Source organism: Mesorhizobium sp. B3-1-9, from assembly GCF_006439595.1.
Lineage (GTDB): Bacteria > Pseudomonadota > Alphaproteobacteria > Rhizobiales > Rhizobiaceae > Mesorhizobium.
In genome coordinates, this window is record NZ_VFTJ01000002.1 from 182,237 (window position 1) to 205,957 (window position 23,721).

Annotated in this window: 23 protein-coding genes; 13 read left to right on the plus strand and 10 right to left on the minus strand. The window is 64.0% G+C overall.

The genetic code is table 11. The features are described from left to right. The first annotated feature begins 121 nt into the window (after positions 1–121). Both FJW07_RS04195 and FJW07_RS04200 read left to right on the plus strand, forming a co-directional pair. Positions 122–826, plus strand: coding sequence for a class I SAM-dependent methyltransferase (locus FJW07_RS04195; protein WP_140644480.1), 705 nt, complete (start codon positions 122–124; stop codon positions 824–826). Further along, complete coding sequence (locus FJW07_RS04200; protein WP_246680651.1) at positions 826–1,995, plus strand: NAD(P)/FAD-dependent oxidoreductase; 1,170 nt, start codon at positions 826–828, stop codon at positions 1,993–1,995. Before FJW07_RS04195 ends, FJW07_RS04200 begins: the two co-directional genes overlap by 1 nt. A 101-nt stretch (positions 1,996–2,096) precedes the next feature. Here the strand turns inward: FJW07_RS04200 and FJW07_RS04205 are convergent, their stop codons facing one another. Further along, entirely contained in the window at positions 2,097–4,025 is a 1,929-nt protein-coding gene (locus tag FJW07_RS04205) for an LTA synthase family protein (RefSeq protein ID WP_140703167.1), read from the minus strand. Between the two features lie 277 nt (positions 4,026–4,302). Here FJW07_RS04205 and fabD point away from each other — a divergent pair, with 277 nt between their 5' ends. The 8 genes from fabD to gmk all read left to right on the plus strand — a co-directional run bounded on the left by fabD (position 4,303) and on the right by gmk (position 11,147). Then, complete coding sequence (gene fabD, locus FJW07_RS04210) at positions 4,303–5,244, plus strand: ACP S-malonyltransferase (protein WP_140854678.1); 942 nt, start codon at positions 4,303–4,305, stop codon at positions 5,242–5,244. Between the two features lie 30 nt (positions 5,245–5,274). Next, on the plus strand, positions 5,275–5,463 hold the full coding sequence (locus FJW07_RS04215; RefSeq protein ID WP_140854680.1) for a hypothetical protein: 189 nt from the start codon (positions 5,275–5,277) through the stop codon (positions 5,461–5,463). 10 nt (positions 5,464–5,473) lie between these two features. Continuing rightward, positions 5,474–6,211 carry a 3-oxoacyl-[acyl-carrier-protein] reductase gene (fabG, locus tag FJW07_RS04220; RefSeq protein ID WP_140703172.1) on the plus strand — a complete coding sequence of 246 codons (738 nt, stop codon included), beginning with the start codon at positions 5,474–5,476 and terminating at the stop codon, positions 6,209–6,211. Between the two features lie 198 nt (positions 6,212–6,409). Further along, positions 6,410–6,646, plus strand: coding sequence for an acyl carrier protein (locus FJW07_RS04225; protein WP_006203723.1), 237 nt, complete (start codon positions 6,410–6,412; stop codon positions 6,644–6,646). 34 nt (positions 6,647–6,680) lie between these two features. After that, positions 6,681–7,943 (plus strand): beta-ketoacyl-ACP synthase II, encoded by a 1,263-nt coding sequence (gene fabF / locus FJW07_RS04230; RefSeq protein ID WP_140651801.1) that lies wholly within the window; start codon positions 6,681–6,683, stop codon positions 7,941–7,943. Between the two features lie 168 nt (positions 7,944–8,111). Beyond that, complete coding sequence (gene mltG, locus FJW07_RS04235; protein ID WP_140854682.1) at positions 8,112–9,386, plus strand: endolytic transglycosylase MltG; 1,275 nt, start codon at positions 8,112–8,114, stop codon at positions 9,384–9,386. Positions 9,387–9,576: 190 nt separating this feature from the next. After that, positions 9,577–10,467, plus strand: coding sequence for a YicC/YloC family endoribonuclease (locus FJW07_RS04240; RefSeq protein WP_140651805.1), 891 nt, complete (start codon positions 9,577–9,579; stop codon positions 10,465–10,467). A gap of 5 nt (positions 10,468–10,472) precedes the next feature. Continuing rightward, positions 10,473–11,147 (plus strand): guanylate kinase, encoded by a 675-nt coding sequence (gene gmk / locus FJW07_RS04245; protein ID WP_140651807.1) that lies wholly within the window; start codon positions 10,473–10,475, stop codon positions 11,145–11,147. Between the two features lie 28 nt (positions 11,148–11,175). On the opposite strand, the gene FJW07_RS04250 is transcribed toward gmk, so the two are convergent. From FJW07_RS04250 to lptF, 8 genes are all read right to left on the minus strand, one after another. Beyond that, entirely contained in the window at positions 11,176–11,469 is a 294-nt protein-coding gene (locus FJW07_RS04250) for a type II toxin-antitoxin system RelE/ParE family toxin (protein ID WP_140651809.1), read from the minus strand. Then, a complete protein-coding gene (locus tag FJW07_RS04255) occupies positions 11,466–11,774 on the minus strand; it encodes a type II toxin-antitoxin system RelB/DinJ family antitoxin (protein ID WP_140651811.1) in 309 nt (102 codons plus the stop codon). Before FJW07_RS04255 ends, FJW07_RS04250 begins: the two co-directional genes overlap by 4 nt. 144 nt (positions 11,775–11,918) lie before the next feature. Beyond that, positions 11,919–12,764 (minus strand): 16S rRNA (adenine(1518)-N(6)/adenine(1519)-N(6))-dimethyltransferase RsmA, encoded by an 846-nt coding sequence (gene rsmA / locus FJW07_RS04260; protein ID WP_140854684.1) that lies wholly within the window; start codon positions 12,762–12,764, stop codon positions 11,919–11,921. 7 nt (positions 12,765–12,771) lie between these two features. Further along, the gene (gene pdxA / locus FJW07_RS04265; protein ID WP_140854686.1) at positions 12,772–13,803 is read right to left on the minus strand and encodes a 4-hydroxythreonine-4-phosphate dehydrogenase PdxA; all 1,032 of its coding nucleotides are present in this window, start codon (positions 13,801–13,803) and stop codon (positions 12,772–12,774) included. 36 nt (positions 13,804–13,839) lie between these two features. Next, on the minus strand, positions 13,840–14,760 hold the full coding sequence (locus tag FJW07_RS04270) for a peptidylprolyl isomerase (protein ID WP_140854688.1): 921 nt from the start codon (positions 14,758–14,760) through the stop codon (positions 13,840–13,842). A 214-nt stretch (positions 14,761–14,974) separates the two neighbouring features. Then, on the minus strand, positions 14,975–17,386 hold the full coding sequence (locus tag FJW07_RS04275) for an LPS-assembly protein LptD (protein ID WP_181182560.1): 2,412 nt from the start codon (positions 17,384–17,386) through the stop codon (positions 14,975–14,977). Further along, positions 17,386–18,468, minus strand: a complete 1,083-nt coding sequence (lptG, locus tag FJW07_RS04280; RefSeq protein ID WP_140644493.1) for an LPS export ABC transporter permease LptG — start codon at positions 18,466–18,468, stop codon at positions 17,386–17,388. Before lptG ends, FJW07_RS04275 begins: the two co-directional genes overlap by 1 nt. 2 nt (positions 18,469–18,470) lie before the next feature. Then, complete coding sequence (gene lptF / locus FJW07_RS04285; protein WP_140703184.1) at positions 18,471–19,667, minus strand: LPS export ABC transporter permease LptF; 1,197 nt, start codon at positions 19,665–19,667, stop codon at positions 18,471–18,473. Between the two features lie 378 nt (positions 19,668–20,045). On the opposite strand from lptF, the gene FJW07_RS04290 reads away from it, so the two are divergent. Then, complete coding sequence (locus tag FJW07_RS04290) at positions 20,046–21,566, plus strand: leucyl aminopeptidase (protein WP_140854690.1); 1,521 nt, start codon at positions 20,046–20,048, stop codon at positions 21,564–21,566. Between the two features lie 3 nt (positions 21,567–21,569). After that, positions 21,570–22,019, plus strand: a complete 450-nt coding sequence (locus FJW07_RS04295; protein ID WP_140703190.1) for a DNA polymerase III subunit chi — start codon at positions 21,570–21,572, stop codon at positions 22,017–22,019. A gap of 5 nt (positions 22,020–22,024) precedes the next feature. On the opposite strand, the gene FJW07_RS04300 is transcribed toward FJW07_RS04295, so the two are convergent. Continuing rightward, positions 22,025–22,591 (minus strand): T6SS immunity protein Tdi1 domain-containing protein, encoded by a 567-nt coding sequence (locus FJW07_RS04300; protein ID WP_140703192.1) that lies wholly within the window; start codon positions 22,589–22,591, stop codon positions 22,025–22,027. A gap of 138 nt (positions 22,592–22,729) precedes the next feature. Between FJW07_RS04300 and FJW07_RS04305 the strand changes: the two genes are divergently transcribed. Then, positions 22,730–23,719 (plus strand): 3-oxoacyl-[acyl-carrier-protein] synthase III C-terminal domain-containing protein, encoded by a 990-nt coding sequence (locus tag FJW07_RS04305; protein ID WP_140854692.1) that lies wholly within the window; start codon positions 22,730–22,732, stop codon positions 23,717–23,719. Positions 23,720–23,721: the final 2 nt, after the last annotated feature.

Sequence of the window (23,721 nt, forward strand, 5' to 3'; positions counted from 1 at the left end):
TCGTCATCCGGGTTGAGTTCACATGCGAGTTCCGCGATGAACAGTGCGCGCGGCCATGAAGGTACGACCGAATTCTATTGCCGGATTGCCCCGCTGAGGCCCTAGATTTCCGATCCAGCGCATGACCGACATAAACATCCGGCATCTAGAGCCAGAACTCCTTGACGGCCTCCCGGCCGATGATCCCCGTGCGATTGCATCCCGTCGCGACCTCGTTCGCATCAATGCATTGATGTTCCAGGCCAGGATCATGGCATCGCTGATGCGAGCGAATGTGCAAAAGCCACCGCTGCGTATCCTCGAAATAGGCGCCGGCGACGGAAAGTTCATGCTGACGGTGGCGCGGCTGATGGCGCGCTATTGGCCCGACGTCGAGATCGTCATGGTCGACAGGATCGGCCTGATAGGCGAGGACTTGCGCAACTCTTTCGCTGAATTGGGTTGGCGGGCGCAACCCGTAACTGCAGATCTGTTCGATTGGACACAGGACAGGCCCTTCGACCTTGTTTGCGCCAACCTTATCCTCCATCACTTCGATGACATGCGCCTGCTGGAGCTATTTTCTCGGATCATGACGATGGCCCCGATACTCGTCGCGACGGAGCCATTGAGAGCCAAGGTGCCACTTGTGGCGACACGGTTCCTGCGATTGATCGGCGCTTGCGCAGTAACGCTGAACGATGCGGCGCAAAGTGTCCGCGCCGGTTTTCGCGGCACGGAACTTTCACAATTGTGGCAACTGTCAGGTGGAATGCCTGTGATGGAGGGCCGCAGAGGCCTGTTCACGCAAGGTTTTGTCGGTGGCAGCATGCCCGACACGAAGTGATGCATGACGCAATTGTCATCGGCGCCGGCCCTGCCGGCAGCTCCACCGCCATTGCGCTCGCCCAACGGGGTTGGTCGGTGGCAATGGTGGAGAAGGTGGTATTTCCTCGCCGAAAGGTCTGCGGCGAGTTTATGTCAGGCACCAGCCTTGCCTTGCTCGATCAGTTGGGTGTTGGCGAAAGCTGGCGCGCGGAAGCCGGCCCCGAAATACGTCGGGTCGGGTTCTTTTCGGGCGATGTCTCTGCGCAGGCCCGAATGCCGACCGCCAGGACGGGTCTTGGCCGCGCGCTCGGCCGCGATCGTTTGGACACCATCCTGCTGCAGGCTGCCGAACGTGCGGGCGTCGAAATTCTCCAGCCTTGCAAGGCGGTCGCTGTTCGTCGGCGTGATGACTTGCAATTTGTGACTGTGGAGTCGGGCCAGCAACAGAAGGTCCTCAGCGCATCTGTCATCATTGCCGCGCACGGATCCTGGGAAAGCGGGAAACTCCCGAGCCAGCTTGAGAGAACGAGCCAACCTTCCGACCTTTTCGGGTTCAAGGCGCATTTTACCGGCGCCGCGCTGGCGCCCGACCTGATGCCGCTGCTCGTATTCCCAGGCGGATACGGCGGGATGGTGACGGCGGACCATGGCCGGGTTTCAATCTCCTGCTGCATCCGCCGCGATGTTCTATCCGGGCTTCGCCAGCGCTTTGGAAATATTGCGGCGGCGGATGCGGTATCGCGCCATGTCCTGGCCTCATGCCGAGGCGTAGCAACTGTGCTGGCCGGTGCCGAATTGGATGGCCCCTGGCTGGCTGCGGGACCGATTCATCCCGGTATCCGGGCCGGCTACGATCAGGGCATCTTCCGCGTCGGCAACATCGCGGGTGAGTCGCATCCCGTCATCGCCGAAGGGATTTCGATGGCGCTGCAATCGGGCTGGCTGCTTGCGCGAGAACTGATCGCATCGGGCAAAGGTCACGAGGGCCGCGACGCCGCCGGTCATCGCTACGAACGCGAATGGCGTCGGCAATTCTCGACGCGTCTGCGTGCCGCGGCCTTGATTGCCCGGATAGCGCTTGGGCCAGGTGGCGCGACGGCCATGCGCGCCGTGATCAAGAGTTTTCCGGCGGCTTTGACGATTGGCGCGCGACTGAGTGGAAAGACCCAGCCCGTTCCAGGCTTTTGATGTCCAGATTGCGGCGACGAAACCTTCCGAGGCTCCGGAATTAGAGCATCGCTTCCCGTCAATGGCCGGGATGGCTGTGATCAGCTTTGACCGCCTTCGCCTCAGCTCGTATGCGCGACCAGCTTGTCCACCGTCTCGGGGAAGAAATCGGGCGCCGAGCGGCGCTTGCCGAACATCATGTCGTATTGGATGAGCCGGAAATCGTTGATCTTCGGGTCGATCTGCTTCTGCCTCGCCCAGTCCGGCGTGGCTTCGCCCGAGGGCGACAGGAGCAGGTTGCGGTCGACCACCCGGTAGTGTTCGCGCAGCGCGCCGAGGAAACCGGTGTAATAGGGGTGCGTGATGCCCGCGGTGGTCAGGATATGGTAGGGCAGGAAGGCCGGGCTTACCGAGCCCAGGTTCTGCACCGGACCGGAGCGGTTCGACCAGATGACCAGCGGCGTGTCGTGATGCTCGATCGCGGCGCCGGCGTTAGGTTCCCTGCGCGGCGCGACGTTGTCTTTGAGATAGCCCGTCTCGACATAGACCGGTCCCAGCGGCGGCAGATGGTCGCCGAAGAAGGCGATGATCGTCGGCCGCTGGCGCGCCTTCGCCCAGTCGATCAGGCGCTTAAGGCCATGGTCGGCGTCGGCCGAGCCTTCGGCATAGGAGAGCAGCGATTCCCGCGCCCAGGAGCTGATCGGCGCATCGACCGAATGCGTCGGGTTGCTGTAGCGGTAAGGCTCGTAAGGCCCATGGTTCTGCAGGCTGACCGCAAAAAAGAACACCGGGTCGTCGCTGGCATCGGCCTCGCGGATGATCTCGTCGGTCATTGCCGCGTCGGAGGCAAGCGGGCCGCGCTTTTCCATCGGCGGCAGCGTCTCTTCAGACTTGAAGTCCTTGAAGCCGAAATCGGCATAGACCGCGCCGCGGTTCCAGAACCAGTTGGTGCCAGGATGGATGGCACGCGCATAGTAACCTTCGCTCTTCAGGAAGGTGGCCAGCGACGGGGTCGGGGTGCGCACATATTGCTGATAGGGGATCGAGCCGGCCGGCAGGAAGGCGTTGGAAAAGCCGGTCAGCGCCTCGAACTCGATGTTGGCGGTCATGCCGCCGAACTCAGGCGAGAACATCGAGCCGGAGCGCAAGGCGCGCACTGTCGGGATCGGGTCGGGCTTGATGGTGACGCCGGGCAACTGCGTCGGATCCCAGAAGGATTCGCTCATCACCACCACGATATCCGGCTTCTCGTCCGGTACCGAAGCGGCGACGTCGGGGCGCTGGATCGCGGCCATCGCCTTTTCGGTGTAGCCGGGCGGCGCCGAGACATGCGCCATCGGCACATTCATCGCGAAAGCCAGCGCAAAGCCGTTGGAGGCGTAGTTTTCCTTCTGGTCCCACATGATCGGGATGATCTGCAGCCGGTCGCGCGTCCACGAGAAGGTGGCATAGTCCATGATCGAGACGAAGAAGGCGAGCAGCGGCACGGCAAGCGCCAGCCGCGCCAGGCGGCCTTTGCGGCTGAGGATCGGCACCCGCCTGCGCCAGGTCCGCCAGCCGTAGACAAGCAGCGTCAGCCCGCCGACGATGCCGACCGCCAGCATGACGGCCGTCCACGGCCGCTCGCGCACCAGAAGCGGCATCAGCGCCACGATCTGGCGGGCGAACAGGAAATCCGTAGGATAGAGCGGATCGCCGAGATAGTGCGATTTCTGGTGGCCGACAAAGGCCAGCGCCAGCGTCAGCGGCGCCACGATCATCAGGCTCTGGTGGCTGCGCCCGAGTATGGCGTCCAGCCCGACCAGCACCAGGGCGAAGACGATGATGGTGGTCCAGCCCGGCTTGAACGGCTGCAGGAAGAAATCGACCGTGCCGAAGAAATCGCCGCGCACGATCAACTCGATCGCGAATACGAGCAGGGCGGAGACGAGAAGCGTCGTCAGGCCGTAGCGTACAGTCGGCCAGGCCCGTCCCGGCAGGTAGCCGGTGGACGGATCGTCTTCCAAAAACTGCGGCACGGGCTTGGCCGCGCCTTTTCTGATCCTTGCCACTCTACTTCCCCCGGCCAACGCGACACGCCTTCCACGCCCGTCACGCTTCTGTCATCGAAATGTCACGCAAAGCTAGCGCCTGTGGCGGAAATAAGAAGAGCCAGCAAACTAAACGTGAGCGGTTTTCATCAGGTGTGATCGCCAAAAAGCCTTTCGGAACAGGGAGTCAGCTGGGTTTTCCGGCTGAAATGCTGGCTGAAGAGGCGCCGGCGGGCTTGACTTGGCTGTGCGCCTTGCGCCAGAGGCAGGGAAAAACCAGCCTCTGGAGAGACCCAAAATGGCCGTCGCATTCACCTTTCCGGGACAGGGCAGCCAGGCCGTCGGCATGGGCAAGGACCTCGCCGATCAATTCCCCGAAGCGCGCCGCGTCTTCGAGGAAGTGGACGCCGCGCTCGGCGAAAAACTGTCGAAACTCATCTGGGAAGGGCCGGAAGAGACGCTGACGCTGACCGCCAACGCCCAGCCGGCACTGATGGCGGTGTCGCTGGCGGCGATGCGGGCGCTCGAAGCGCGCGGCTTCTCGCTGAAGGACAAGGTGGCCCATGTGGCCGGTCATTCGCTGGGCGAATATTCCGCGCTTGCCACAGCTGGCTTCGTTTCGGTCGGCGACGCCGCCAAGCTTTTGCGCACCCGCGGCAACGCCATGCAGGCTGCGGTGCCGGCCGGGGAGGGCGCCATGGCTGCCATCATCGGGCTGGAGCAGGTCGATGTCGAAGCGGCTTGCGCGGAAGCGGCCAAAGGCTCCGTCTGCCAGGTCGCCAACGACAATGGCGGCGGCCAGCTGGTGATTTCGGGCGCCAGGGCGGCGGTCGAGCTGGCGGCGAAGCTGTGCACCGAAAAGGGCGCCAAACGGGCGCTGATGCTGCAGGTTTCCGCGCCCTTCCACTCGGCGCTGATGGCGCCGGCGGCAGATATCATGCGCGAGGCGCTGGCGGGTGTGGCGAAGCAGGTGCCGGTGGTTCCGGTCGTCTCCAACGTGACGGTGACGCCGACCAGCGACCCTGATGAGATCGCTCGCCGCCTGGTCGCGCAGGTGACCGGCCGCGTGCGCTGGCGCGAGACGGTGGAATGGTTCGGCGCCAACGGCGTCGCGACGCTTTACGAGGTCGGCGCCGGCAAGGTGCTGTCGGGCCTGGCGCGCCGCATCAACCGCGACCTCGCCACCGGCGCCATCGGCACGGCGGCGGAAGTCGAGGCGGCACTGGCGGCGCTTGGCTAAGGATCGCTCGAACGTTACCGGAGGTGTCGAATGTCTCCTTCGAAGATTGGTCGAAGCAAAACCGAGCACATGGCGGAGGACTATCGCATTGCAGCTGAGGTTGTGGAACGCATCCGGCGCGGTGACGAGGATGTCCTGACGACCGAAGATTTCTGGCATGGCCTGGATGATTTGACGTATACGGAACCGGGATCGCCCGCGGCGCATTCGGAAAAATGAGGTTGAGAAAATGTTCGAACTGACCGGCCGCAAGGCGCTCGTCACCGGCGCAACAGGGGGCATCGGCGAAGCGATCGCCAGGGTGCTGCACAGCCAGGGCGCTATCGTCGGCCTGCACGGCACCCGTGTGGAGAAGCTGGAAGCCCTGGCGGGCGAATTGGGCGACCGCGTAAAACTGTTTCCAGCGGACCTGGCCAACCGCGACGCGGTCAAGGCGCTCGGACAGAAGGCTGAAGCCGACCTCGAGGGCGTCGATATCCTGGTCAACAATGCCGGCATCACCAAGGACGGCCTGTTCGTGCGCATGTCGGACGCCGACTGGGATTCTGTGATCGAGGTCAACCTCACCGCCGTGTTCCGGCTCACCCGCGAGCTGACCCATCCCATGATGCGCCGCCGCCATGGCCGCATCATCAACATCACTTCGGTGGTCGGTGTCACCGGCAATCCCGGGCAGACCAATTACTGCGCATCCAAGGCCGGCATGATCGGCTTTTCCAAGTCGCTTGCGCAGGAAATCGCCACCCGCAACATCACCGTCAACTGCGTCGCCCCGGGCTTCATCGAATCGGCCATGACCGACAAGCTCAACGACAAGCAGAAAGAGACGATCATGGCCGCGATCCCGACAAGACGCATGGGCACCAGCGTTGAAGTGGCGTCGGCCGTCGCCTATCTCGCCTCCAACGAGGCGGCCTACGTGACCGGCCAGACCATTCACGTCAACGGCGGCATGGCGATGATCTGAGGCATGGGCGGGCGCCTGTGAAAACAGCCATTTCGGCTTGGACGCCTGCCATTTTTCGTGTAATGCGGCCCGCAACCCGGCGGTTCGGGCAAAAACCGGTCCTGTAGCGTGCGTTGCCCGCAAGACCATCTTTCAGCTTGATTAGCGGCATTCCGCCCGCTAACGAAGATAGACAACTTAAGACGAGGATTGCCCCAAATGAGTGACACCGCAGAGCGCGTCAAGAAGATCGTCATCGAGCATCTCGGCGTCGACGCCGACAAGGTGACGGAGCAGGCGAGCTTCATCGACGACCTGGGCGCGGACAGCCTCGACACGGTTGAACTCGTCATGGCGTTCGAAGAAGAGTTCGGCGTCGAGATTCCGGACGATGCGGCCGAGACCATCCTGACCGTCGGCGATGCCGTGAAGTATATCGACAAGGCCTCGGCCTGAGTTCTTTCGCAGGCATTATCGGGGAGGACCTGCGATGAGGCGTGTCGTCGTCACGGGCCTTGGCCTGCTTTCGCCATTTGGCATGGGCGTCGAGCACAGCTGGCGGGAATTGCTCTCCGGCCGCAGCGCTTGCCGCCGCGTCACCGAATTCGAGGTGGACGATCTTGCCTGCAAGATCGCCCACATCATCCCGCGCGGCGACGGCTCGAACGGCACCTTCAATCCGGAGGCCGTGCTCGAGCCGAAGGAACTGCGCAAGATCGGCGAGTTCATCCTCTATGGCATCGCCGCCGCCGACGAGGCGCTGGCCGATTCCGGCTGGAAGCCCCAGACGCATGAGGACCAGTGCGCCACCGGCGTGCTGATCGGCTCCGGCATCGGCGGTATCGACGGCATCGCCGAAAACGCGATGATCCTGAAGGAGCGCGGCCCGCGCCGCATCAGCCCCTTCTTCATCCCTGGACAGATCATCAATTTGGTCTCGGGCCAAGTCTCCATCCGCCACGGCCTGAAAGGCCCGAACCATGCGGTCGTCACCGCCTGCTCGACCGGCGCGCACGCCATTGGCGACGCCGCTCGGCTGATCATGTGGGGCGATGCCGATGTGATGCTGGCCGGCGGTGCCGAGGCGCCGATCACCCGGCTGTCGATTGCCGGCTTCGCCGCCTGCCGCGCGCTCTCCACCGAGCGCAATGACAGCCCCGAAACAGCTTCGCGTCCCTATGATCGCGACCGCGACGGCTTCGTCATGGGCGAGGGCGCCGGCGTTGTCGTCCTGGAAGAGCTGGAGCATGCCAAGGCGCGCGGCGCCAAGATCTATGCGGAAGTCACCGGCTATGGCCTGACCGGCGACGCCCATCACATCACCGCGCCGGCAGAAGACGGCGATGGCGCCTTCCGCTGCATGACGGCGGCGCTTAACCGGGCGAAGCTCTCGCCGGCCGACATCGACTACATCAACGCGCACGGCACCTCGACCATGGCCGACACGATCGAGCTCGGCGCGGTCGAGCGCCTGGTCGGCAATGCCGCCTCGAAGATCTCGATGTCGTCGACCAAGTCGTCGATTGGCCATCTGCTGGGCGCCGCGGGTGCCGCGGAAGCGATCTTCTCGATCCTGGCCATCCGCGACAACATCGCGCCGGCGACCATCAATCTCGACAATCCGGAACGCGAGACGGCGATCGATCTTGTGCCGAACAAGCCACGCCAGCGCCAGATTGACGTCGCGCTGTCGAATTCCTTCGGCTTCGGCGGCACCAACGCCTCGCTCGTGTTCCAGCGTTACAATGGCTGAAGGGCCAGCCGGAGCAATCCTAGGAAAAGTGCGCAGCGGTTTTCTACCCGGGATTGCTCAGAGACAGACAACCAGCCGGCAGTTCCGCCACCTGCCGTCATTTTTGCCAAATTCTCCCCTAGCTTTTTGCCGGGGGATTCGTTGCAAGATCAGACGGTAGGGCGCGCCATGAGCACAAATCCGGGCAGCACAAATCCGGGCGGCGACGGGGAATTCGGACGGCAAGGCACAAAGGGGCCGATTAGGCCGAAGACCGCGGCCGAGGCGTTGCGCCCGGAAGCCGGCACGCCGCCGCCGTCGAAGCGCTCGCGCGCCTCGCGCAGCCAAGTCGTCGTCTTCCTCAATTTCTTCCTCTCCATGGTCATCCTGGTCGTGCTCGCCTCGGGTGTCGCGCTCTATTTCGGCATGCAGGCTTTCGTCGAGCCCGGCCCATCCGCCAATGGCGACACCTTCCTGATCAAGCCGAGCACCGGCGTGCAGGAGATCGCCGACCAGTTGGAACGCCGCAACCTGATCAGCGATGCCCGCGTCTTCCGGCTGGGCGTGCGCGCCACGGGCAATGAATCGGCGCTGAAGGCTGGCGAGTACGCCATCAAGCCGCGCGCCTCGATGCGCGACATCATGGAGCTCTTCAAGAGCGGCAAGTCGGTCATGTACTCGCTCACCATTCCCGAAGGGCTGACGGTCGAGCAGGCGCTGCAACGCGTCGCCGATCAGGAGGCGCTGACCGGCGATATGCCGCCGGCCTTGCCGCCGGAGGGCAGCATCGCCACCGACACGCTGCGCTTTACCCGCGGCGCCACAAGGCAGCAGATGGTCGATAAGCTGATCGCCGACCAGAAGAAGCTGGTCGACGACGTCTGGTCGCACCGCGCGCCCGACCTGCCGATCGCCAACATCGACGACTTCGTCACGCTGGCCTCGATCGTCGAGAAGGAGACGGGCAGGAGCGACGAGCGCTCGCGCGTCGCCGCGGTGTTCCTCAACCGCCTGGCCAAGGGCATGCGGCTGCAGTCCGACCCGACCATCATCTACGGCCTCTTCGGCGGCAAGGGAAAGCCGGCGGACCGGCCGATCTACCAGTCGGATCTCGACAAGCAGACGCCCTACAACACCTACATGATCAAGGGCCTGCCGCCGACGCCGATCGCCAATCCGGGTCGCGCGGCGCTCGAAGCGGTCGCCAATCCGTCGAAGACCGACGACCTCTATTTCGTCGCCGACGGCAATGGCGGCCATGTCTTCGCGGCGACGCTGGAAGAGCATAATCAGAACGTTGCCCGCTACCGGGCGCTGCAGAAGAAGCAGGCGGACGCCGCCGCCAAGGCTTCCGGCCAGACGACGGCGCCGGCCGCTCCCGATGGCAACGGCGACAGCGGCGATGCCGGTGCCAATGGCGGCAGCGGCGAGAACGGCGACGCCGGCGGCGGCGGCGCGCAATAGGCGCACTGCATGTCGCCCAAAAGTGCGCAGCGGTTTTGGGAAAACGACATGCATCAAACGGAAGTACGCGTCCTTTGACGCGAGGCCGTATTCATGTTTTGAGGGGGCGCCGGCCTTTCGTCCGGCGATGTTTGGGGCGCGCAGCGCTGGGCCAAGCATGCCTTGGCTGCGACAGGGGGACGACAGGGCAATGAGCCTGCAAAGCATGACCGGTTTTGCGCGGTCCGCCGCCGAAAGTGATGGCACCTCGATCGCCTGGGAGGTGAAATCGGTGAACGGCAAGAGCGCCGAGGTGAGGCTGAGGTTGCCGCAGGGTTTCGACCGGCTGGAGACGGCGGTCCGGCAGACGATTCAGAAGGGCTTTGCGCGCGGCAACTTCCAGGCGACGTTGACCGTCGGCCGCGCCGCCGCCAGGCAAGTCCAGCCGGTGGTCAACGAGGCGTTCCTCAAGGATCTGGCGGGACTGGCCAAGCGTTTGCAGGATCAGTTCGGCACCGAGCCCGCCACCGCGGATGGCCTGCTTTCCCTGCGCGGGGTGCTCGACATCCCCGAGGCCGTGGAGACCGAGGAGGAGCGGGCTACCCTCGATGCCACGATCCTGTCGGCGCTCGAGGCGGTGCTCGCCGGCCTTGAACAGGCGCGCCTCGGTGAGGGCGCGGCACTTGGCGCGCTTCTTTCCGGCCATGTCGACACCATCGAGACGCTGACGCTGAAGGCGGAGGCCGACCCCTCGCGCGAACCCGCCGCGATCCGCGCGCGCATCGCCGAGCAGATGCGTCTGTTGATGGATGCCTCGGCCAATCTCGATGCCGTCCGGCTGCACCAGGAAGCGGCCTTCCTCGCCACCAAGGCCGACATCCGCGAGGAGATCGACCGGCTGAAGACACATGTCGCTTCGGCGCGGGCGCTGCTCAAAAGCGGCGGCGCCGTTGGCCGCAAGCTCGATTTTCTCGCGCAGGAATTCAACCGCGAATCGAATACGTTGTGCTCGAAATCGAACGCCGCCGCGGTCACCGCGATCGGGCTGGAGCTCAAGGCGGTGGTCGACCAGTTTCGCGAGCAGGTCCAGAATCTGGAGTGACGGGGATGGTTGCCAAGGAACCGACGGCCGCCAGGGATCTGGGGTCCCGCATCCGCCGCCGCGGATTGATGCTGGTGCTGTCGTCGCCGTCGGGCGCCGGCAAGTCGACGATCGCGCGCAATCTTCTGGAAAGCGATGGAAGTCTCGAGCTTTCGGTCTCCGTCACGACAAGGCCGCGCCGCGGCTCGGAAATCGAGGGCGTCCACTACCATTTCCGCACCATGCGCGAGTTCGAGCGGCTGCGCGACTCCGACGCGTTGCTCGAATGGGCCGAGGTGCACGGCAATTGCTATGCGACGCCGCGTGAGCCCGCGGAAATCGCGCTGGCCGAAGGCCGCGACATGCTCTTCGACATCGACTGGCAGGGCGCACAGCAGCTCAAGGAAAAGATGCGCGCCGATATCGTTTCGATCTTCATCCTGCCGCCGTCGATGAAGGAATTGAAGGCGCGCCTGAAGCGCCGCGCCGAAGACCAGGAATCCGTCATCGAGACCAGGCTGAAGAACGCCCGCCTCGAGATCGAGCATTGGAAGGAATACGACTTCGTCATCGTCAACGACGATCTCGACCGCGCCTTCGCCGAGGTCCGCGCCATCGTCACGGCGGAGCGGCTTCGGCGCGACAGGCGCCCCGGCCTGTTCGATTTCATTTCGGGGTTGCTGGACGAGAAGACGACGTAGGCTGGCCGGACAAGCCGGATAAATAGCGTCAGCTGTCTGCAAGATCGTCCGGCCAGCGCTGTGCTCCATGAAGCACACGCAGGATTCGAATCCTGCTCTCAGCTATCTGATAGGCCGCGACATATGGCGTGCCGACGATGACAAGCTCTCGTGTTCCTGAAAGCCTGCCGGTACGGCCGCTCTCGGGAAAGTCACGGAGACGGCCTATCGCAGCGACAATCCGCTCATCGATCGCGGCCGCGGCGGCAGGGTTGTCAGCCTCGATATGCGTGAATATCCCATCGCGATCCGAAAGTGCGAATGCCGACCATACGATCTTCAAGATCTAGGCTCATTGACCTTGCGACGTGCTGCAGCGCGTCTTTCGGCAAAGTGCGACTCGACTTGTTCGTCAGGAATGTCGGCTCGGGTGTCGTCCAGAGCCTCGCGCACCTTGGCGCGAAACCACACATCGTAAGCCTCACTGTTTGCGAGCAGATCGATGGGCAACGCGCCCTCGTTGGCGGTTCGGGTAAGAAGTATCCGCACCGCATCCGAAACCGTGAGTCCCATGCTTTCGAGCACCGCGGAAGCCCGATCCCGGATATCGGCGTCGATACGCGTCTGGACAAGTGCGTTCGTTGGCATGGCCATCTCCTTTGCCATGAATGTAATGCGTTTGAATGACGGTTGCCAGCGCAACTTTCCCTTAGGAGCGCCATACTTTTGCAGGTTCGCGCCGCCCCTCATCTGCCTGCCGGCATCTTCTCCCCGTAAACGGGGCGAAGAGAACTACACCGCGTTCGTCAACCTGACGAACTCCTCGACGCTCAGCGTTTCCGCCCGACGCGTCGAGTCGATGCCGGCGCGGGTCAGCAGCGCCTCGCCACCCAGGCTCTTCACGCTTTGCCTGAGCATCTTGCGGCGCTGGCCGAAGGCGGCCTCCGTGACGCGGCCCAACTTTCTGGCGTCCACGGGCAGGGGAGATGGGCGAGGCACCAGATGCACCACCGATGAGGTGACCTTCGGCGGCGGCGTGAACGCCTGCGGCGGCACGTCGAAGGCGATCCTCGCCTCGGTGCGCCAGCCGGCAAGCACGCCGAGCCGGCCATAGGCGTCGCTGCCCGGGGCCGCGGTGATGCGCTCCGCCACCTCGCGCTGGAACATCAGCGTCATCGATTGGTAGAAGGGCGGCCAGTCGGCCACCGTCAGCCAGCGGATCAGAAGCTCCGTGCCGATATTGTAGGGAAGGTTGGCGACGATCTTCACAGGCGCGCCGTTCGCCGCGCCGGCGAGCGCGGCAAAATCCTTCTTCAGCGCATCGCCGGGAATGACCTCGATCCGGCCTGGATAATGGTTGGAAACCTCGGCCAGCGCTTCGAGGCAGCGCTCGTCGCGCTCGATGGCGATCACGCGCCGCGCGCCGTTGAAGAGCAGTGCCCGCGTCAGTCCGCCCGGGCCCGGACCGACTTCGATCACTGTCGTCTCGCAGAGATCCCCGGCGGCGCGCGCGATCCTGCCTGTCAGGTTGAGGTCGAGCAGAAAATTCTGCCCGAGCGCCTTCTTGGCCTGCAGGCCATGCCGCTCGATCACCTCGCGCAGCGGCGGCAACCCGTCGATTGTGGTGCGTCCGCTCAATGCATCCTCACCCGGCGGTCTGCCGTCCGCTGTCGGCCAGCCGACGCGCCAGCCTCAACGCGGCGATCAGGCTGTCGGCGCGCGCGATGCCCTTGCCGGCGATGTCGAAAGCGGTGCCGTGGTCGGGCGAAGTGCGGATGAAGGGCAGGCCGAGCGTCACGTTGACCGCCTCGTCGAAGGCTAAAGTCTTGGCCGGGATCAGCGCCTGGTCGTGATACATGCAGAGCGCCGCGTCATAGGCGGCGCGCGCGCGCGGATGAAACATCGTGTCGGCCGGCAGCGGTCCGATCGCGTCGATGCCTTCCGCCTGCAACATCTCGACGGCGGGAGCGACGATCGCTGCATCCTCCAGCCCCATGGCGCCGCCTTCGCCGGCATGCGGGTTGAGCCCGGCGATCGCAAGCTTTGGCCGCGCGATGCCGAAGCGGCTCTTGAGATTGGCGGCGGTGATGCGCGCGGTTGCGACGATCAGCTCCGTCGTGAGCATTTTCGGCACGTCGGCCAAGGCGATGTGGATGGTCACCGGAACGGTGCGCAGGTCCGGTCCGGCCAGCATCATCACCGGCGTCACGTCCCTGCCGGTGTGGCGCGAGGCCAGATGCGCCAGATACTCTGTGTGGCCCGGAAAGCCAAATCCGGCATCATAGAGCGGCTTCTTGGCGATCGGGCAGGTGACTATCGCCGCGGCGCGGCGGGCGAGGCAGTCCGCGACGGCGCGGTCGATGGCTTCGATCGTGCCTGCGGCATTGGCCGGGTCCGGCTCTCCCGGGCTGTCGACATGGCGCGCATAAAGCGGCACGACGGGCAGCGCGCGGGAAAAATGATGCGCTGCCTGTCCTGGCAGCGTCTCGGCAATCGCAACATTTGCGCCGACCAGGCGGGCGCGGGCTTCGATCAAAGCGGGGTCTGCAAGCAGGTAGAAGGGCGGCACGCCGGCGCTGTCGCCGGCCTGCCAGGCGGCGATAGCGATTTCGGGCCCGATGCCCGAGGGATCGCCGACACTGAGCGCCAGCGGCGCATCGGTCTTCTGCGCGCTCATGCGGTGGGCCGGCTGCGGTATTGCACGCTTGTCGCTCTAGCGTTCGACGATCTTGGCCTTCTGGCGCAGCTCGGCGACATATTTCTTGCTGAGTTCGTCGGCGTCCTTGTCGTTGCTGCCTTCTGCCTGGAACACCATCTGCGCGGCCTTGTCGTCGGAAACATCGCGCGAGGAGCAGACGCCGATGAATTCGATGCCGCGCTCGGTCTCGCGGGTCGGCGTCGCGGCGCCGACCTTGGTCGCCTTGATCTGTTCGGCCCAGTCGGACGGCAATTGTGGCGCCAGAAAGCGGCCGAGATCACGCACGGTGACGTCGAGCAGGCCCTTGGCGAAGTCGCGCGTGGTGTTGCAGCCGCTGAAGCGGGCGCGCATGGCGTCTGCCTCGCGCTTGCGCTTGGCGAGCGTGGCGGCGCGCTCCGACGCGGGCACCACGAAGATCACCTGCTGCAGCATGTATTCCGTCGCGGTCGGCTTGGCGCCGCCCTTGTCCAGCATGCGCCGCACGGCATCCTGCTCGGTCACCGAGCCGCCTTCACCGGAGCGGTAGCGCGCGCTGAGCGCCTGGTTCCAGGCCATCTGGGCGCGGATGAATTCCTTGAAGTGTTCCTTGGTGACGCCCGACTGCGCCATGATCGCGTCGAGTTTCGCCAGCGGCATCTTGTTGCCCGAAGCGAAGCGCTGGTAGGCGGCGTCGACCTGCTGGTCGCTGATGCGGATGCCGAGCCGCTTGGCCTCGGCCAGCCGCAGCGTCTGGTCGATCATCTCCTGCGCGGCATCGCCCTTCTTGTGCTGCAGCTTGAAGAAGGCTGCGCGGTGCGCGATGTCGCCGGTGGTGATCGCTATGTTGTTGACGACATACTTGATCTCAGCGGCGAAAGCAGGCTGCACGACAGCCGTGACCGAAACCGAGGTCGCCACCAGAAGCGCGAATCCCGCTGAAAACAGGTATTTCCTCATCTTACCTTCCCAATCTTCCCCACCATGACGGCGCCGCGCGTCCTCCGAACGCCTGCGCGATGCGGTCGACCCCATTGCCCGTCTTATGCGGCGAAACGATGTCGCCGGCTCATGACGCCTAGAATCGAGCCTATACTCAGGGGATCAGGCGCCAAATCAAGACCAAACCACCATCAGCGCCGAGCGACGCACGGCTCCGTACGCCCACCCTTGGTCACTGGATGGTATCGACCGCGCTTGTTGACGAACCGAAATCGCCGAGCGTGCGGAACGACAGGTTGAAACCGATGTTCTGCGACACTTCCTTGGTGACGGTGTCACGCGTCTGCGAATACGTCATGATGTAAGTGAAGCAGGAATCGTTGTAGGCGAAACCGACACCGTCCTTGACCAGCACATTTGTCTCGATGTCGTAAGTGCCGGTGCCGAACAGCCGCCAGTTCTGCGCCACATGGGTCGAGGCGCCGAGCGTGAGCTCATGGCGGTCGGTGGTGAAGCCATAGAGCGGCTGCGCCTCGATGAAGGCATATTTGGCGCTGAGCGATATCGGCAGGCTGGAATAGGCGGCCTTCACTTCGGCGCGCCTGACCTCGAAGGTCTGCTCGTCGAAACGCCCGCTCAGCGAGCCGGAGAAACCGCTCGGGCTGTTGAAGCCGACAAGGCCGACATAATCCGAGGTCGGCTTGTCCAGACCGGACTCGGCCCCGACATTGACGAGATCGGGCGCGGCAAAAGAGTTTTCGCCCGCGAGCTGATAGGACTGGCCGAAGATGGCGTTCGTGCCCCAGCCATTGTCATAGGCGCCCGAATAGCGGAAGCCGACATTGGCGCGCGTGCCGCCTTCTATGCGGTCGTAGCCCGAGAATTTGTCGCGCTCGAACAGCGTGGTGGCGTCGAAGACGAAGCTCTGCGCGTCTTCGTTGGGGATCGCCAGCCCGCCGACATATTGCTCGTTCGGACGCACGAAGACCTGCGCGGTCGGTTCCAGGATGTGGCTGGAACTGGGCATCGAGAACAACAGCGGCCAGCGCGCCTCGAGCCCGAGCGTGGCCATGTAGCGGGCAAGCGACGAGCGCATGTCCACGTCCTGGCCGAGATTCGTCGCCATCTGGTTGACGGCATCGAGCGAAGCCGAATTGGCGTTGACATAGCCGGCGTCGCCGCGCAACGCGAGCAAAGGCGTCAGTTGCAGGCCGTTATCGGTGGTGAAGGTGCGCTTCCACTCGGCTTCCGCCGTCAGCCGGCTCGACTCGCCTTCGATGCCGCGCACGTTGTTGATCGAATTCGGATCGCTGCCATCGGCGAGCACGGCGTCCAGCCGGTTGCGGCTGATCACGCGCGCGTTGACGTTGAACGACAACTGGCCGCCGGCCACCGAGGTGTCGGGGATATAGGCGTAGTCGAGCGACGGCAGCACCCAGGGTTGCTTGGCAGCGCGCGCTGTCGGGTCGCTGGAGAGCGTGTCTTCCTGCACCTCGAAGCGCATGGCACGGACATCGAAATAATTGCGGTCGCTCAAGCCCGTCAGATAGATCGACGACTGGTGGACGAGGTCGCTGTAGCCGTCGATGTTGTAGGTGCGCGAGAATTCCTTGTCGGTCTGGAGCAGCACGTCCCAGCCGAAATTCCAGCGCTCGTTGATGGCGAACTGGCCCTTGGTGCCCATCATGCCGCGGAACTTGTTCGGATCGTTGGCAGGCCCGGAATTCACATTATGGCCGGCCGAATCTACAAACGCATCGGGATCCTGCTGGTTGATGCCGGCGATCTTCAGCGTGTACTGGCCGTTGTTGAAGCGCTGGCGCCACTCGGCCTCGCCGAGGAAACCCTGCTTGGTATAGCCGCTGCCGGTGACGGTCAGGTCATAGGTCGGAGACAGCGCGAAGTAATAGGGGACTTTGACGCCGACGCCGAGGTGGTTGTTGTAGACGATGCCGGGGATCAGGAAGCCGCTCTTGCGCTTCACCGTCGGGTCGGCGATCTCGAAGGCCGGCAGGTAGGCGAGCGGGAAGCCGAAGAACTCGAAATTCGAGTTCTCGAAGCGGACCGTCTTCTTCTCGCCGTTCCAGATGATCTTGCGCGCCTTGACGCGCCAGGTCGGCGCTTTGTCCGGCTTGTCCTCGCAAGGTTCGCAGGCGGTGTAGACGCCGTTGTGGAAGGTGGTGAGCACGCCGCCCATGCGCTCGGCGCTCTCGGCGGCGAAATAAGCCTTGTCGATCGTCTCGACACGCAGCGCGTTGAGAAAACCGTCGGCGAAATCGTCGGTGATGTCGATATGGTCGGAATTGACCTTGGTGCCGTCGCTGTTGATCAGCTCGACGGCGCCGCTGGCGACGAGGCGCTTGGTGTCGCGATTGTAGACCACGCGCTGGGCGACCAGCTTGTTGCCGCCATAGTCGATCTGCACGCCGCCGACGGCCGTCACCGTATGCTTGTCGTTGTCATAGACAAGCGTATCGGCGGCCAGCAGCATCTGCGTGCCGGAAGGGACGGACTTGGCAGCGATCGTCTGCGCCAGCGCGGGCGCCGTCGGCACCGCACAGGCGAACAGACACGCCAAGGCGGTCGCCCCATAGAGGCGTGCCAGACCGGCCTGCCTATGGCTGCGCAAAACCGCCTCCCTCACTAGCCGTCTTCCTTGTATAGCAGAAACGTCACCCCAAAGAACATAGCCACGACAACCGGAACCCATGCAGCCACCACAGTAGGCACGAATCCGGCGACACCGAATGCCTTGACCAGTACCGAAACGACATAAAGCAGAAAGCCGGCCACGACGCCACCCAGAATCATCGTTGCCGACTGCCCCATTCGCGCAAATCTCATTGAAACCGTTGCAGCAATCAGCGTCATGGCCACGAGAAGGAACGGCAATGCCACAAGCGAATTAAATTGCATGGCGAAGGCGTTTGCCTTGAGTCCGAAGGAACGGGCGACCTCGATCTTGCGCGGCAACTCGTAGAAGGGGATGGTTTCCGGACGCGCCAGCCGCTCCTGCACGAATTCCGGCTTGAGATTCGTCGGCACCTTGTCGGACGCCAGCGTCTGGATATTGCCGCCCTTGAAGACCTTGACGTCCTGCAATTCCCAATAGCCGTCGCGCAGGAAGGCCTTGGCGGCATCCTTGCGCTCGGTGATGTTGCCCTCATGGTCGAGGACGAAAAACACCGCATCCGCCATCTCCAGCCCCTGGTTGAGGATGGCACGGGCGCCGATGATGGTGTCGCCCGATTCGGTCTTTTGCCGAAGCCACGGCGTGACATTGGTGGTGACTGCATTCGACTTGCCGGCCCGCAGGTCGTTCTCCATCTGCTCGGACCAGGAAAAGCCATGCGCAGCGATCGGGTTGATGATGGCGACCGACAGCACGCCGAACATCAGCGCGCCGACGCAGCAGGGGAACAGGAACTGCCAGGCCGAGACACCGGCCGAGCGCGCAATCACCAGCTCGTAGCGGCGGTTGAGCGACACCAGCGTCGCCATTGCCGAGAACAGCCCGACGAACGGCACCGTCTGCAGCATGATCATCGGCATCCTGAGCGCCGAAATGGCGAAGGCAATGCCGTAGGTGAAGCCGGGCAGCCCGGTCGTGCGGCCGGAAAGCTCGGTAAAGTCGATCAGGAACACCAGCGCCAGCAGGCCCAGGAAGAACCAGAAGGTGATCGAGACGTAGCGGAAGAAGAAATAGCGGCCCAGTGTCCAGCCCATGGTCAGGCTCCCTGGCCGGAAGTGCGCCGGGCGAGCCAGAGCTTGAATGCCGTCCAATTGTCACCGGCGCGCTTGGCAAAACCCGTCAGCCAGTCGGCCCAACTGACCGGCAGTTCCATGCTGCGCGAGGAAACGATGAACCAGATCGAAACCGCTGAGGCGATGATGGGTATGCCGTAGAGCAGGTAGACGTAATACCAGACCTTGTCGGCCTTGCCGGCGGCGAAGAAGCCAAGCCATCGCACGAAAAGCGCGATTGCGATCGCCGTGATCAGCGGATTGATGCGCGACTCGCGATGCGAGCGCGCATCGCCCGCGACCGCAAGCGCGATCAGCGCGAACACAAGCGAATAGGACCATTCGGCGAAGCGCTGGTTGAGTTCCGCCCGGTAGCTGCCGGGTTCGCGCTGGAACATCTTGTCGTTGGGATCCGGGTTGAGCAGATACGCCGTCGTCCGGTCCTTGGGCAAAAGCGTGATGTCGTTCGCCGCCGACATGAAGGCCGACATGTCGAAGGCGTAAGAGGTGAAGCGGATGACGGAGAGGTCGCCGGTCACCGACTTGCGGTTGATGACGCCGTCATTCATCATCAGCACCTTCTCGTCGCCCTTTTCGACGATGCTGCCGGTCTTGGCGTAATAGGTGAGGCTGGCTCCTTCCTCGCGCGAATCGGCGACGAAGATGCCGCCGAGCCGGTTGCCGGGAAGCCGTTCGCCGACCTGCAGGTAAAGGCCCTCGTCGATCTTGCGGAACGTGCCTTCCTGGATGATCAGCGACACGAGGTCGGCGCGCGAGGCCGCCACCAGCTGGCGGTTTTTCTGCCTGGCATAGGGGTCGGCGGCGTTGTCGACGATGAAGGAAAACGCGCAGGCAAAAGCCGCGAGCAGCAGGATCGGCCGCGCGATCGTCCAGCGCGAGGCGCCCGCGGCGCCGAGCACGGCCAGCTCCGAATCGGTGTTCATCGCGCTCAGCGTCTGCGCCACCGCCACCACCAAGGCGAACGGCACGACGATCGGAATGATGGAGGGGATGATGAGCGCCGCGACCTCGAAGAAGGTCAGCGCCGACTGGCCGTTGTCGGTGACGAGATCGATCTTGGCCAGCACCTGCGTCGTCCACACGATCGCCAGCGTCCATACCAGCGATGCGAGGAACATCGTCAGCGCGCGGCGCATGATGTAGCGTTCAACGACCTTCATGAAGGCTTTTCTCGATTTTGCCGAACGGCATCATGCCCGCCGACAAGGTAGTGATCCGGCAACGCCCGCACAACTGGGTCATAGGCGGCTCGCTCCGGTTCGTCGCCCCACGCCGCGTGCCCCGGCGCGGCGGAGTCTCCGCGTCAATGGATAAGAAATGCAAAACATCGATGGTTAACAGCACGTTACGGCAGCAAGCTAAGGTCGTGCCGGGGCGAATCCTTTGTCTATGGTGGCGCTGATATAGACAGCGATTTCGGCCAAAGTCTTGCCAAATGGCTGAAAACGACCAAATGTCGCGCACGCTTGCCAAACGCGTTGCTCGCCAAGAAATACCCTTTGCCGGCACCTTCCGGCCATCCCCGAAAGCAGGACCTGATGACGTCGAGACCTTCCATTTCTTTCGCCAAGCTTGCCGCGCCGAAAAAGGGCAGCGTCTTCGTGTTCGCGGCCGATGGCGGCGGGCTCGGCGAGGCGGCGAAGGCCTGCGATCCGGCCGGCGCGCTGGCACGCGCCTTTCCGGTCGCGGATTTTTCCGGCAAGTTCGCAAGCTCGGCCGAGGTGCTGGCGCCGGAAGGAACTTCGGTCGACCGGCTGGTGGCGATCGGCGCCGGCAAGGTCTCGAGCCTCGACGACAATGCCTGGCTGAAGCTCGGTGGGGTCATTGCCGCTTCGCTGCGCAAGGCGGCCGAGGTGGCCGTCATCCTCGATCTGCCCGAACTGCAGCCCGACGGCCGCCAGGCGGCCAACCTAGCCGCCGGCATGCTGCTGCGCAGTTATTCCTTCGACAAATACAAGACCAGGAAAGACAAGGAAGACGGGCAATCTGACGCGAAGGGCGCCAAGAAGGCCGAGGCGGCGAAGCCCGCGAGGATAACCATCCAGTGCGCCGACCCCGCGGCCGCGAAGAAGGCGTTTGCGGGCGAGGAAGCCGTGACCGATGGCGTGCTGCTTGCGCGCGATCTCGTCAACGAGCCGGCCAATGCGCTCGGGCCTGTCGAATTCGCCGAACGCGTCAAGGCGCTGGAGCAGCTCGGCGTCGAGGTCGAGATCCTGGCTGAAAAAGAGATGAAGAAGCTCGGCATGGGTTCTCTGCTCGGCGTTGCGCAAGGCTCGCCGCGCGGCGCGCGCCTGGCGGTGATGCGCTGGAACGGCGGCAAGGCCAAGGACGCGCCGCTTGCCTTCATCGGCAAGGGCGTCACCTTCGACACCGGCGGCAATTCGATGAAGCCTGCCTCCGGAATGGAGGACATGAAGGGCGACATGGGCGGCGCGGCCGCCGTCACCGGCCTGATGCACGCGCTCGCCGCGCGCAAGGCCAAGGCCAATGTGGTAGGCATCATCGGCCTGGTCGAGAACGCCGTCGACGGCCATGCCCAGCGCCCCGGCGACATCGTCACATCGATGTCTGGCCAGACCATCGAAGTGCTCAACACCGACGCGGAAGGCCGCCTGGTCCTGGCCGACGCGCTCTGGTACGCCAACGACCGTTTCAAGCCGAAATTCATGATCAATCTGGCGACGCTCACCGGCGCTGTCATGGTGGCGCTCGGCCAGCACTATGCCGGCCTGTTCTCAAACAATGACGAGCTTGCCGGCCGGCTTTTCGGCGCCGGCCAGGCCAGCCAGGAGCGGCTGTGGCGCATGCCGCTCGGGCCCGAATACGACAAGCTGATCGATTCCAAGAACGCCGACATGAAGAATATCGGCGGCCGCTATGGCGGCGCCATCATCGCCGCGCAGTTCCTGCAGCGCTTCGTCAAGGACACGCCCTGGGCGCATCTCGACATCGCCGGCACCGCGATGGGCGCGCCGTCGAGCGAGATCAACCAGTCCTGGGGCTCGGGCTTCGGCGTGAGGCTGCTCGACAGGCTGGTGCGCGATCACTACGAAGGGTAGGGGATGGCCGAAATCCTGTTCTACCATTTGACCGAATCGACGCTCGAGGAGGCGCTGCCCGGCCTGCTCGAGCGCAGTGTCGAGCGCGGCTGGCGCGCGGTGGTGCAGACCGGCACCGAGGAGCGTCGCGACGCGCTCGACCAGCATCTGTGGATTTTCCGCGACGATTCCTTTCTGGCGCATGCCACCGACCGCGAGGCCTATCCGGCCGAACAGCCGGTCCTGCTCACCACGGGCCAGGGCAACCAGAACGCCGCGCAGATCCGCTTCCTGGTCGACGGCGCAAGCCCGCCCGAACTATCGGGCTACGAGCGCGCCGTCTTCCTTTTCGATGGCCATGACGCCGCGCAGCTCGAAGGCGCGCGGACGCATTGGAAGACGCTGAAGGAAGCCGGCCACGCCGTGACCTACTGGCAGCAGACGCCCGACCGTCGCTGGGAGCGCAAGGCTTAGAGCCGTCAGCGATCGCCGATCGTTACCTTGTTGATTTTCGTACCGTGCGGAAGGTCTTTTACTTGCCGGTGAATCTGGCCGGCTATGTGCACTTTGACCACGAAGAAAGTCTTGTTGATTTGCTTAACGGACATTTCGCCACCGAGCACGGGCGGCTTTTCGAAGTCGTAACATTCGTCGACCCCCAAGACCAATCCCTTCTTTCGTGCCGTCGTCACTAATCCAGCCAGCAACAGTTCCTCGCGACGATCAGGATCATTGAACTGGGTTGTAAGTTCCGGCCACGTTTCCGACACTTGGGTCAATCGGCCTCCGACCATGTCCAGCAATTTGACGGAACCATCGGGAGCGCGGAAGAAAATGTCACCGAACGCAGAGACTGCGCCGGGCTCCAAGCCATCAAGCCCAATCCACTTCCAGCCGTCCAGCGCTTCCCAGATATCCTTCTTTGATGGCTCGATAAACAGATGCTGGAGACCGCTCGGCCACGGGCTTCTGACAGCGTCTGCATTTGGCTTAGAAACAGAATTCCCAAAGACAAAAGAAATAAAGCGAGAAAAAGAATTAGCCATACCTCACCCCCTGGAAGCATCGCATACTTACAGCAGAATGATCGACGATCAAACATGGTCGCGCAGACGCCGATGATGGCCGTCGCCTCGAACCGCTTTTTGCGTTAGATAGGGCCAAGCTCACGCGGCGGGGGGAGAATGCGGATCAGGATCGTCGGAACCGGCAGGGCGGTACCGGCTGAGCGCCTCACCACACGCGCCCTGGAGGCGAAGCTGAGCCTTGGCGAGGGCGCGCTTGAAACCGTCACCGGTGTCGTCGAGCGCTATGTCTGCAATGCCGAATCGCAGATCGATCTCGCCTGTGCCGCCGCGCGCCTTGCGCTTGAGGATGCCGGCCTAGAGGCCGGCGCCGTGGACCTGATCGTCGGCGGCTGCGGCGTGCCCTACCAGCCGTTGCCGGCGACCGCGCCGCTGGTCATGCAGCGCCTCGGGCTGGCAGACGGCTCGGCCGCCGCCTTCGACGTCAACAGCACATGCCTTGGCTTCCTCACCGCCTTCGAGACCGCGGGCCGCATGATCGAGGCGGAGCAGTGCGAGACGGCTCTGGTCTTCTCGTCCGAAGTCGCCTCGCGCGCTTTGCCATGGCAGGACGCGCCGGAGATCGCCGCGCTCTTCGGCGACGGCGCGGCGGCGGCCGTGCTGCGCAAGGCCAAGCCAAGCGAGGGAAAGGTGGCGGCGAGCCTGATGCGCACTTATCCGTCGGGCTGGGAAGCCTGCGGCATTGGTTCGGGCGGCACGCGCTTCGATTTCCGCAAGGAGCGGGAAGCGTTTGCCGCGCACAGCCTGTTCCACATGGACGGCAAGGAACTGTTCCGGCTTACCTCGCGCCACTTCAACGGCTTCGTCGATGCTCTGCTCGGGCGCGCCGGCTGGCGGCATGACGATGTCGATCTCGTCGTGCCGCATCAGGCGAGCCCCTTCGCACTTGCCCATATGACGCGCCAGACCGGTTTTGCGCCGCAAAAGCTCGTCGACATCTCCGCCCGCTTCGGCAACCAGATCGCGGCTTCCATTCCCTTCGCGCTCGACGTCGCGCGCCGCGACGGGCGCGTTGCGCCAGGCATGAAGCTGCTCTTCCTCGGCACGTCGGCCGGCGTCTCCTTCGGCGGCATGGCGCTGGAGACCTGAAG

Excerpts from the sequence above, each read along its gene's own strand:
- gmk (WP_140651807.1), top strand. The coding sequence starts at position 10,473 with ATGGTTGCCAAGGAACCGACGGCCGCCAGGGATCTGGGGTCCCGCATC.
- FJW07_RS04195 (WP_140644480.1), top strand. The coding sequence starts at position 122 with ATGACCGACATAAACATCCGGCATCTAGAGCCAGAACTCCTTGACGGC.
- fabF (WP_140651801.1), top strand. The coding sequence starts at position 6,681 with ATGAGGCGTGTCGTCGTCACGGGCCTTGGCCTGCTTTCGCCATTTGGC.
- pdxA (WP_140854686.1), bottom strand. The coding sequence starts at position 13,803 with ATGAGCGCGCAGAAGACCGATGCGCCGCTGGCGCTCAGTGTCGGCGAT.
- FJW07_RS04295 (WP_140703190.1), top strand. The coding sequence starts at position 21,570 with ATGGCCGAAATCCTGTTCTACCATTTGACCGAATCGACGCTCGAGGAG.
- FJW07_RS04200 (WP_246680651.1), top strand. The coding sequence starts at position 826 with ATGCATGACGCAATTGTCATCGGCGCCGGCCCTGCCGGCAGCTCCACC.
- FJW07_RS04300 (WP_140703192.1), bottom strand. The coding sequence starts at position 22,591 with ATGGCTAATTCTTTTTCTCGCTTTATTTCTTTTGTCTTTGGGAATTCT.
- FJW07_RS04215 (WP_140854680.1), top strand. The coding sequence starts at position 5,275 with ATGTCTCCTTCGAAGATTGGTCGAAGCAAAACCGAGCACATGGCGGAG.
- fabG (WP_140703172.1), top strand. The coding sequence starts at position 5,474 with ATGTTCGAACTGACCGGCCGCAAGGCGCTCGTCACCGGCGCAACAGGG.
- mltG (WP_140854682.1), top strand. The coding sequence starts at position 8,112 with ATGAGCACAAATCCGGGCAGCACAAATCCGGGCGGCGACGGGGAATTC.
- lptF (WP_140703184.1), bottom strand. The coding sequence starts at position 19,667 with ATGAAGGTCGTTGAACGCTACATCATGCGCCGCGCGCTGACGATGTTC.
- FJW07_RS04255 (WP_140651811.1), bottom strand. The coding sequence starts at position 11,774 with ATGCCAACGAACGCACTTGTCCAGACGCGTATCGACGCCGATATCCGG.
- FJW07_RS04225 (WP_006203723.1), top strand. The coding sequence starts at position 6,410 with ATGAGTGACACCGCAGAGCGCGTCAAGAAGATCGTCATCGAGCATCTC.
- FJW07_RS04240 (WP_140651805.1), top strand. The coding sequence starts at position 9,577 with ATGAGCCTGCAAAGCATGACCGGTTTTGCGCGGTCCGCCGCCGAAAGT.
- lptG (WP_140644493.1), bottom strand. The coding sequence starts at position 18,468 with ATGGGCTGGACACTGGGCCGCTATTTCTTCTTCCGCTACGTCTCGATC.
- FJW07_RS04305 (WP_140854692.1), top strand. The coding sequence starts at position 22,730 with ATGCGGATCAGGATCGTCGGAACCGGCAGGGCGGTACCGGCTGAGCGC.
- FJW07_RS04290 (WP_140854690.1), top strand. The coding sequence starts at position 20,046 with ATGACGTCGAGACCTTCCATTTCTTTCGCCAAGCTTGCCGCGCCGAAA.
- fabD (WP_140854678.1), top strand. The coding sequence starts at position 4,303 with ATGGCCGTCGCATTCACCTTTCCGGGACAGGGCAGCCAGGCCGTCGGC.
- FJW07_RS04270 (WP_140854688.1), bottom strand. The coding sequence starts at position 14,760 with ATGAGGAAATACCTGTTTTCAGCGGGATTCGCGCTTCTGGTGGCGACC.